Source organism: Myroides sp. N17-2, assembly GCF_002286775.1.
Lineage (GTDB): Bacteria > Bacteroidota > Bacteroidia > Flavobacteriales > Flavobacteriaceae > Flavobacterium.
Window position 1 is genome coordinate 202,628 of the sequence record NZ_NSGJ01000004.1, and the last position, 9,902, is coordinate 212,529.

Annotated in this window: 9 protein-coding genes; 4 read left to right on the top strand and 5 right to left on the bottom strand. The window is 34.7% G+C overall.

Annotated elements, in window-relative coordinates:
- Positions 1-24 precede the first annotated feature (24 nt).
- The 4 genes from atpD to CF599_RS03300 all read right to left on the bottom strand — a co-directional run bounded on the left by atpD (position 25) and on the right by CF599_RS03300 (position 6,039).
- On the bottom strand, positions 25-1,536 hold the full coding sequence (gene atpD / locus CF599_RS03285) for a F0F1 ATP synthase subunit beta (RefSeq protein WP_121964614.1): 1,512 nt from the start codon (positions 1,534-1,536) through the stop codon (positions 25-27).
- 153 nt (positions 1,537-1,689) lie between these two features.
- Positions 1,690-3,534: a glutamine--fructose-6-phosphate transaminase (isomerizing) gene (gene glmS, locus CF599_RS03290; RefSeq protein WP_121964615.1), complete on the bottom strand. Its 1,845-nt coding sequence runs from the start codon at positions 3,532-3,534 to the stop codon at positions 1,690-1,692.
- 6 nt (positions 3,535-3,540) lie between these two features.
- A complete protein-coding gene (locus CF599_RS03295) occupies positions 3,541-5,184 on the bottom strand; it encodes a DUF4270 domain-containing protein (RefSeq protein ID WP_121964616.1) in 1,644 nt (547 codons plus the stop codon).
- A gap of 51 nt (positions 5,185-5,235) precedes the next feature.
- A complete protein-coding gene (locus tag CF599_RS03300; protein WP_121964617.1) occupies positions 5,236-6,039 on the bottom strand; it encodes a glycogen/starch synthase in 804 nt (267 codons plus the stop codon).
- Positions 6,040-6,149: 110 nt separating this feature from the next.
- On the opposite strand from CF599_RS03300, the gene panC reads away from it, so the two are divergent.
- From panC to CF599_RS03315, 3 genes are read left to right on the top strand one after another with little or no spacing between them, the layout of a single operon-like run.
- Positions 6,150-6,998 (top strand): pantoate--beta-alanine ligase, encoded by an 849-nt coding sequence (panC, locus tag CF599_RS03305; RefSeq protein WP_121964618.1) that lies wholly within the window; start codon positions 6,150-6,152, stop codon positions 6,996-6,998.
- A gap of 12 nt (positions 6,999-7,010) precedes the next feature.
- Entirely contained in the window at positions 7,011-7,361 is a 351-nt protein-coding gene (gene panD / locus CF599_RS03310) for an aspartate 1-decarboxylase (protein ID WP_121964619.1), read from the top strand.
- 7 nt (positions 7,362-7,368) lie between these two features.
- A complete protein-coding gene (locus CF599_RS03315; RefSeq protein WP_121964620.1) occupies positions 7,369-8,340 on the top strand; it encodes a lysylphosphatidylglycerol synthase transmembrane domain-containing protein in 972 nt (323 codons plus the stop codon).
- Between the two features lie 267 nt (positions 8,341-8,607).
- Here the strand turns inward: CF599_RS03315 and CF599_RS03320 are convergent, their stop codons facing one another.
- Positions 8,608-9,024 (bottom strand): HPP family protein, encoded by a 417-nt coding sequence (locus CF599_RS03320; RefSeq protein WP_121964627.1) that lies wholly within the window; start codon positions 9,022-9,024, stop codon positions 8,608-8,610.
- Positions 9,025-9,269: 245 nt separating this feature from the next.
- Here CF599_RS03320 and CF599_RS03325 point away from each other — a divergent pair, with 245 nt between their 5' ends.
- The gene (locus CF599_RS03325) at positions 9,270-9,704 is read left to right on the top strand and encodes a VOC family protein (RefSeq protein ID WP_121964621.1); all 435 of its coding nucleotides are present in this window, start codon (positions 9,270-9,272) and stop codon (positions 9,702-9,704) included.
- Positions 9,705-9,902 lie beyond the last annotated feature (198 nt).

The following is a 9,902-nucleotide window of genomic DNA, read 5'->3' on the forward strand; positions in this document are numbered from 1 at the left end:
TGATCTCTTTAAAAATTAATTAGATTATATTTCTGCAAGCATTTTCTCTCCAGCTGCAATCGCTTCTTCGATTGAACCTTTTAAGTTGAAAGCTGCTTCTGGTAGGTGATCTAATTCACCATCCATAATCATATTAAATCCTTTGATAGTCTCTTTAATATCAACTAATACACCAGGGATACCAGTAAACTGTTCAGCTACGTGGAAAGGTTGAGATAAGAAACGTTGAACACGACGAGCTCTGTATACAGCTTGTTTATCTTCTTCAGATAACTCTTCCATACCTAAGATCGCGATGATATCTTGTAATTGTTTGTATTTCTGTAAAATCTCTTTTACTCTTTGCGCACAAGCATAGTGGTCTTTTCCTAAGATCTCTGGAGTCAAAATACGAGAAGAAGACTCTAATGGATCTACTGCAGGATAAATACCTAACTCAGCAATCTTACGAGATAATACTGTAGTTGCATCTAAGTGAGCAAACGTTGTTGCTGGTGCAGGGTCAGTTAAGTCATCCGCAGGAACGTAAACCGCCTGTACAGATGTAATAGATCCTTTTTTAGTTGAAGTAATACGCTCTTGCATAGCTCCCATTTCAGTAGCTAATGTAGGTTGGTAACCTACTGCAGATGGCATACGTCCTAATAATGCAGAAACCTCAGAACCCGCTTGTGTAAAACGGAAGATGTTATCAACGAAGAATAATACATCTTTTCCTTGGTCATCACCAGCACCATCACGGAAGAATTCAGCGATAGTTAATCCAGCTAATGCAACACGTGCACGTGCTCCTGGTGGCTCATTCATCTGACCGAATACGAAAGTAGCTTTCGAATCTCTCATTCCTGAACGATCTACTTTAGATAAATCCCATCCTCCATTTTCCATAGAGTGCATGAAATCATCACCATATTTGATAATACCTGATTCTAACATCTCACGTAATAAGTCATTCCCTTCACGAGTACGCTCACCAACTCCAGCAAATACTGAAAGTCCACCGTGTCCTTTAGCGATATTATTAATTAATTCTTGAATCAATACTGTTTTTCCTACTCCAGCACCACCAAATAAACCAATTTTACCACCTTTTGCATAAGGCTCGATCAAATCGATTACTTTGATTCCTGTGAATAATACTTCAGTTGAAGTAGATAAGTCTTCAAATCTTGGAGCTGGACGGTGAATTGGCAAACCACTTTCACCTTCTTTAGGTAAGTTTCCAAGACCGTCAATAGCGTCTCCTACAACATTAAATAATCTACCGAATACATCTTTTCCAATTGGAACTTGTATTGGGAATCCTGTAGAAACTACTTCATATCCTCTACTTAAACCGTCTGTAGAGTCCATTGAAATTGTTCTTACTGTATCTTCTCCAATATGAGATTGTACCTCTAGGATTAATTTAGTACCATTTGGTTTTGTGATTTCTAATGAATCATAAATCTTTGGAAGTTCGGCATTTGCAGTGTTGAATACTACGTCAACTACTGGCCCGATAACTTGCGCAACTTTTCCTGTAACTTTAGACATTGCTTATGTATTTATTTAACAGCTATTTACGTTTATTGAAAAATTCTACTTTTTCAGAGTGCAAAGATAGTTTTTTTCTCTGAATATTAAAAAGTTTGAAATTTTATTTTATATAAAAAAAAGCGAGCCCGAAAAAGGCTCACTTTTTTAGTATTATTCAACCGTCACAGACTTTGCTAAGTTCCTAGGTTGGTCAACATTACACTCTCTTAACACAGCAATGTGGTAAGATAAAAGTTGTAATGGAATTGTCGTTAATATTGGAGTTAATGCCTCTGAAATACCAGGTACTTCGATAACATGATCAGCAAGTTCTCTCACTTGTTTATCTCCTTTTGTTACTACAGCGATGATTTTACCATTTCTCGCTTTAATCTCCTGAATATTACTCACTACTTTATCGTAGTGGTCTTGACTAGGAGCGATAACGATCACTGGCATATGCTCATCAATTAAAGCAATAGGTCCGTGCTTCATCTCTGCTGCAGGATATCCTTCAGCGTGAATATAAGAGATCTCTTTTAACTTAAGAGCACCCTCTAACGCTACTGGATAGTTATATCCTCTACCTAAGTATAAACAGTTAGTAGAATCTTTGTAAACCTTAGCAATATCAAGAATCTCTGGATTCTGTGTTAATGCTTCTTCTACACGTTCTGGAACTAATTCTAATTCGTGTAAATATTTTAAATACTCTGAATTTGCTAAAGTACCTTTTGCCTTAGCTAATCTCAAAGCGATTAATGTCAATACTGTAATCTGAGTAGTAAATGCCTTAGTAGACGCTACCCCGATCTCTGGACCTGCATGCGTATATGCACCTGCATGTGTCTCTCTAGCAATAGAAGAACCTACAACGTTACATACACCGAATACAAATGCTCCTTTTTCTTTCGCTAATTTAATAGCTGCTAATGTATCAGCAGTTTCTCCTGATTGAGAAATAGCGATTAATACATCACTTGAATCGATAATAGGATTTCTATATCTAAATTCAGAAGCATACTCTACCTCTACTGGGATTCTTGCAAACTCCTCGATAACATATTCTGCTACTAAAGCAGCATGCCATGAAGTACCACAAGCAGCGATAATAATACGCTTAGCGTTTAAGAACTTATCAATATTATCCTCTATACCAGCCATTTTAATCAGCCCTTGATCAGCTAATAAACGACCTCTAAATGTATCTTTAATAACTTCTGGTTGCTCGTAAATCTCTTTAAGCATAAAGTGGTCATAACCATTCTTCTCTATTTGCTCTAAGTTTAACTGCAACTCTTGAACGTAATGCGTAACTAAAGAGTCATCTTTTATCTTGCGTATACGCAATGGTTTGTGTAATCTAATAATAGCCATCTCTTCATCTTCTAAATAAATAGCATTATTAGTATACTCTATGAAAGGAGAGGCATCAGATGTAATAAAATACTCATTCTCACCAATACCAATAGCTAATGGACTTCCCAATCTAGCTGCGATAATTTCATCTGGTTTTTTGATATCCATTACTGCTATAGCATAAGCACCTATCACTTGATTAAGCGCTATCTGTACAGCTTTTCCTAATTTCACACCTTGAGTCTTTTGAACATCCTCGATTAAGTTAATTAAAACTTCTGTATCTGTTTCTGACTTAAATGTATATCCTCTTTTAATCAATTCTTGTTTTAAAGAATCATAGTTTTCTATAATTCCATTGTGAATAAGTACCAACTCTCCCGAATTAGAGAAGTGAGGGTGAGAATTCACATCATTCGGAACACCATGAGTAGCCCATCTTGTGTGCCCTATACCTACTGTTCCTTTTTTTACTTTATCAGTACTTTTTTCTTCTAAATCAACTACTTTACCTTTTGTTTTACAAAGGTTAATCGTCTCTCCATCAAATATCGCTAGACCAGCAGAGTCATACCCTCTGTATTCTAATCTTGTCAAACCTTTTATAATAACAGGATACGCATCACGGTGTCCTATATACCCTACAATTCCACACATAGTTCTTTACTTTTTAGCTTTTGTATAAAATAATTCTAACTTCATTTTTTTGTTTTCTTGTACAGCATTAGTACCGTGTAACACTACTCCTAGTGGAGAACTAACAGAGAAAGAAGAAACTGCTTCTACATCAGTAGGTTTGTTTTCTATTTTAGTCAGTAGTTTTTGATTTGTATATCCTGCTGAACCGAAGTTATTAGCAACAACAAGAGCTAACTTAGGACTCACATTATTTTTGTTTTTCAACAATCCTCTAATGTGATCCGTTATTTTAAATTTATAGTAATATCCTTCTTTATCCTTGTCCTTATCTTCTTTAACAAAGATTCCACTATAACCTTGCTTAACATATTGAGCAGAATTAAATTGATCATTAACAAAGTCAGATAATGCTATACTATTATCAAAGTCATATAAGAATAAACGTTCTGGAATAGGTAATTTACCCATCTTCTCTTTATCAACAAATATTGTTAGGTAAGCATCATTTAATAATGAACCATCCTTTTTCAGTTCTTGCAATTCAGCAAAATCATTTGTTTTAAAGAAATCAATAATAGCCATATTCCCCTCTCCACCTTTTAGATAGATCGTTTGAGCTCCTGTCGTCTCTTCTGATTTCGCAGATGTATATTCAACTGCTCTCTTAGTATTCATCGTACTTACCGTGAATTTCTTAGATCCTAGTGTATTAGCACCAAAAGGAATACTCACCTCTCTACGTTCATTTTTAACGATTTCTTTACCATCAGCATCTTTACTCTTCACATCAGCATGGAAAATAAGAACTACTTTACCTTTAGCTACATCTAATAGCCCTGTTGCTCCATCAGTTCCAGCTCCATCAGTTTTAAAGTAAAAACCTTTAAACACCTCGTTAAACCCATTAGGCTGACCTAATTTAGTTTTATTCTCAGTGATAAACTTAGTGAAGTAATCTTTATCTAAATCAAGCCACATACCAGGGATAAGACGTTCTTTAATCACATCCTCACCCGTCTTCTCGTCCTTAACTATATTGCCATCTTTATCTCTTTTATAAACAACCATCTCTGTATTCTTAAATACAAAAGCAGTATTCTGGTCTATTTTCTTTGACGTATTAAGAGCATTATTACTTCCTCCTACGATATTGTTATCGAAATTCTTTCCTTCATTAGTAAAAAACTTAGACGCAGTACCATTAGTCAAATCAACATCCATCAAGTGATATCCATTCTGATACACCTTCAAGTCAATAGCTCCAGTACCATAGACATTCTTAAGTTTGTAGATATTCACTTTATTCTCCGTTTTTTCAAATTGAGAAAAATAAGGAACATATACATACACTGAGTCTACCTTGATATTATCTCCAAGATTAGACATCGAAGCGCTACTTTCGCTTAACTGAACAACCAAATTATTGCTAGTACCACCAAACAAACCATTATCTAGATACCCAAAAGGCACTTCATTTAATCTACTCCCGTCCACAGGACCATAAGCTTGATTATATGCTTTAATATCGTTCACTTTATAAGAAACGATATCGAAGTTTCCTCCTCCGATTAAATCATTTCCAGTCTCTGTAAACTCACTTTCACAAGCTTGTAAGGCCACTAAGCCTAATACAAGAGATATTCCTTTTAATATGTTTTTTTGGTTCATCTAGTCAATCCAATATATATGGGTTATTACTATTCTAAGTTGATGTAGTTATTAAAAAAACTTCTGATAAAATTCAGTATAAGCCTGAGCAAATCCATCTTTAGCTACGAAAGGTAAAAAAGGTTTTTCAGAAGACTCTATAAATTTTGTTAAAGTTGGACTTACTTCTTCTGATGCAACAATCACACCGTCCGAATTTTTGATCGCATTGATCATCATATTCTCATAAGTAGGATTAGCAAAATCATTCGCTACCTCTTCTGGGAATCCATCAAAAGCAATCTTTTCTTTCATTGTAGCATCTAACACTCCGCTAAATCCTTCTCCGAAAATAGACGTCACCACCTTCGTATCTGAGAAAATAGCTTCATCTTTATAATAATGTTTTAAATACGCTGGTAACAATGATGCTAACCATCCTTGCACGTGTATCACATCAGGAACCCAATTAAGTTTCTTAACCGTTTCTATTACACCTTTAGTAAAAAAGATTGCTCTTTCGTCATTGTCTGGATACAACGTTCCATCCTCATCAGAAAAAGTCGATTTTCTTTTAAAGTATTCATCATTATCTATAAAGTAAACCTGAATGCGCTCTTTAGGAATAGAAGCTACTTTAATAATCAATGGCATATCCATGTCATTAACGACTAGATTCATACCTGACAGTCTAATAACCTCGTGTAATTGATGTCTTCTCTCATTTATGCTACCATATCTAGGCATAAAAATTCTTATCTGTCCACCTTGATCATTAATCATTTTTGGAGCATCATAAGACATTAATGAAACTTCATTCTCTGCTAAATAAGGTACCACTTCAGATGATACATATAATATCCTCTTTTCTTTCATCTTCAATTATAATTTCTTTGTTTGAAATAAATAAACATCGCAAATTTACGAAAATTTATGCAGTTATTTTCTAAATAACTAATTTTGCCATTATTTTAAACACGAAGCTAATGTTTCTTTTTAGTACTAAAGCCGAATTACAAGCGTATTTGAAACCATTTCGAGACGCGAATAAGGCAATTGGTCTTGTACCAACAATGGGGGCTATACACCATGGGCACCTTTCATTAATGGAACAATCTTTAAACGAAAATGAATGTACTGTGGTAAGTATTTTCGTTAATCCTACGCAATTCAATAATGCGGATGATTTAGCTAAATACCCCCGTACTTTAGAAAGAGATCAGGAGATTATTAAGTCTCTTTCTGAACAAATTGTAATATTTGCACCATCTGTCGATGAGATTTATGGTGGAAATACTGTAGCCCAATCATTCGACTTTGATGGACTAGAAAACGAGATGGAAGGTGCCTCACGCCCTGGTCATTTCGATGGAGTAGGAACTATCGTGGGTAAATTATTTGAGCTTGTTGCTCCTACCAAAGCATACTTTGGAGAGAAAGACTTCCAACAACTACAAATCATTCGCAAGATGGTAGAGAAACTACATATTCCTGTGACTATAGTAGGGGTAGCTATCTTTAGAGGTAGTGATGGATTAGCAATGAGTTCTCGTAACGAACGCGTCTCTTCTGAAGGATTAAAGAAATCGACTTTCTTATACCAAGTATTATTGAAAGCCAAGGATTTATTTAAAAGTGAAAGTATTTCTAAAGTTAATGCTTTTGTTGAGAATGAATTTAAAAATAATCCTAACTTTGACCTCGAATACTTCACTATTGCAGACGAAGAAACTCTTAAAACGGCTACATCTAATGATCCTAACCGCAAGTATAGAGGTTTTTTAGTTGCTCATATTGAAGGTATTCGACTAATCGACAATTTATCTTTTAACTAAAACTCACGCGAAATGCAAGTTGAAGTAGTAAAATCAAAAATTCACCGTGTAACTGTAACTGGAGCAGATCTACACTACATCGGAAGTATTACGATTGACGAAGTTTTAATGGAAGCTTCTAACATCATAGAAGGCGAGAAAGTTTCGATTGTTAATATTAACAATGGAGAACGTTTTGAGACTTACGCTATACCTGGTCCAAAAAACAGTGGAGAAATCTGCCTTAACGGTCCTGCTGCACGTAAAGTACACAAAGGTGATATCATTATTATCATTACTTATGGTATTATGGACTTCGAAGAAGCGAAGACATTTAAACCGTCTATCGTATTCCCTAATGAAGAGACCAACACTTTAACTTAGCCTCTTTTTGAAGAAAAATATCAGTAAATTGACTAATATATTACTCCCACTTTTGTTGGGAGTTTTTTTGGTATATTATGCTTACAGCCAGTTTACTGAACAACAGATAGAGGAGATGAAATCTCAATTTAGAGGTGCTAATTACAACTATATTATCATCTCCTCTATCTTTTCAGTATTAAGCCTCTGGGCACGTGCCTATAGATGGAAGTATGCCCTTAGTTATATGGGACATCCTGTTTCTACTTCCACTAATTTTATGGCTATCTCTATTGGCTATCTTTTAAATCTTACTGTCCCTAGATCAGGTGAAGTCTCACGTGCTATTATTCTGCAGAAGTATGAGAAAGTACCTTTCGATAAGGGGTTTGGCTCTATTGTATCGGAGCGCGTGATAGATCTTATCTGTTTATTACTATGTGTATTCACAGCTTTAATACTTCAGTATAGTGTTCTTAAAGACTTCTTATTATTAAAAGTTCCTGTTGAAAAACTAGCCATTCTAGGCAGTATAGCTCTTTTAGGCCTAGTAGCTACCATTGCAATATTTTATTATAGCACATGGAGAGTTATCACATTTATCAAACAGAAAATAAAAGGTTTAACAGAGGGCATCAGTAGTATCTTTAAAATGCCTAATAGAATAGGCTTTCTATTCCATACTTTTCTAATATGGTTTGGTTATATCGCTACATTTTACTTCGGTACACACGCCCTAGAAGCCACTAGCACTCTAAGTTTCCCTATCGTCATGTCCGCATTTGTAGCGGGTAGTTTTGCTGTATCTTTTACTAACGGAGGCTTTGGAGCATTTCCCCTAGTTATCGCAGAGTTATTATCACTTTACGGCATATCATTTGTTTCAGGAACAGCTTTTGGATGGATACTATGGACTACACAGACAGGTATCGTTGTAATCCTAGGAGCCTTATCTTTTTTAGTATTGCCCATCTATTACAATAAAAAAACTCAGAATTAGTACTATAATATGCTTTTATAGTTAATGAAAGAGAGATAAAGTAGACCTACTACAGTATTGGGTTAATGCTTCTTCTAGGTTAGACGTTTTTAAAAAAATAAGGAGTCTTAAAAACTTGTCCTACAAACAAAAAACACCCACCTCTACTATGTAAAGATGAGTGCTTCCTATTTAAAATCTACTTCATTAATAATAGCAAGTATAAACAGCGCTATGATTAGCCTACCTTATTATTTCAATAGTATGTGGGGACTTAAAAAGTACAAATTAGTATTGTGCAATCAAATAATTGATCATATCAGTTGTCGTTACAATTCCTAATAGGTCATTGTCTTTTCCTACAACTGGAAGCGAGTGAAATTGTTGTTTAGAGAATAGCTCAGCTACATCTTTGATATTTGTCTCATCTGTTACCACTAATGGATTTTTAGTCATGACATCCACTAGCTTATAAGAGTCATAGATAGCATCTAATGCACCTTGATCTAAATCTGTTGCTCCATATCCTATTTTAAGGATATCGTTGCTACTAATGATTCCTACTACAGTCTCAGCCTCAATCACAGGAATGTGTCTGATATTGTATTCTACAAGTAACTTATTTACTTCACTTAATTTTTTATTCGTAGGCACAGCTATTAGCGCCTTAGTCATAATCTGAGATACAGGAACTCTTTGTTTCATAGTCTTTAGTGTTTTATTATCTATAACAAATATCTCATTAACATCTATCAAAATATATGACAAAAAACAGTATTTAATAACTATCTTTTTCGTAACTTATAGCTAATACGTGTCTATACAGATACGCAATCGCCTGTGAATACTCATTTCTTTAAAATTGTTATAATTTTTCGCAATCTCCCAATATAAACAAACCTGTTTTTTACCTAAATTGCCTCATATTTAACAACTTATATATGTAATTTATGGCAACAACGAACACCTATCTAACATTCGACGGAAATTGTGAACAGGCATTTAATTTCTACAAATCCGTATTTGGAGGAGAGTTTATGTACTTGGCTAAATTTGACAGTATCCCTGATAGCCCAGAATTCACTGTCCCTGCGGAGGATAAAAACAAAATAATGCACGTCTCTTTACCTATTGGTAAATCTATCCTTATGGGAAGTGATAACACATGTAGTAATCCAGCTCCATTAGTACAAGGAAATAACTTCTCTGTATCCATATCAACAGATAGCCAAAAGGAAGCAGATGATTTATTCGCTAAGATGGCTGTAGGTGGCACTGTTATTATGCCTATCGCAGATATGTTCTGGGGAGATTACTTCGGAATGGTCCTAGATAAGTTTGGTATCCAATGGATGGTAAACTTCAGTAGAGATGGACAATACTAATCATCACCTCTTTTAGAATCTTAAAACAACTCTCCCAGTAGAATCTCTATTGGGATTTTTTTATTTAAGAAAGTAATTCTTTTGGATCAATCTCAAAAGTTGTGTGTGAATTAAAAACTACAGATCTTTGTAATGATAAATAATAAACGTGGAAAACTATATTGAGTTTATAAAAATGATTTTACCTGAGTTTTTAGT

Bases quoted from the DNA above. Each gene is read 5' to 3' on its own strand.
- panC (WP_121964618.1), top strand. From the start codon at position 6,150: ATGTTTCTTTTTAGTACTAAAGCCGAATTACAAGCGTATTTGAAACCA.
- CF599_RS03300 (WP_121964617.1), bottom strand. From the start codon at position 6,039: ATGAAAGAAAAGAGGATATTATATGTATCATCTGAAGTGGTACCTTAT.
- glmS (WP_121964615.1), bottom strand. From the start codon at position 3,534: ATGTGTGGAATTGTAGGGTATATAGGACACCGTGATGCGTATCCTGTT.
- CF599_RS03295 (WP_121964616.1), bottom strand. From the start codon at position 5,184: ATGAACCAAAAAAACATATTAAAAGGAATATCTCTTGTATTAGGCTTA.
- atpD (WP_121964614.1), bottom strand. From the start codon at position 1,536: ATGTCTAAAGTTACAGGAAAAGTTGCGCAAGTTATCGGGCCAGTAGTT.
- CF599_RS03320 (WP_121964627.1), bottom strand. From the start codon at position 9,024: ATGAAACAAAGAGTTCCTGTATCTCAGATTATGACTAAGGCGCTAATA.
- CF599_RS03325 (WP_121964621.1), top strand. From the start codon at position 9,270: ATGGCAACAACGAACACCTATCTAACATTCGACGGAAATTGTGAACAG.
- panD (WP_121964619.1), top strand. From the start codon at position 7,011: ATGCAAGTTGAAGTAGTAAAATCAAAAATTCACCGTGTAACTGTAACT.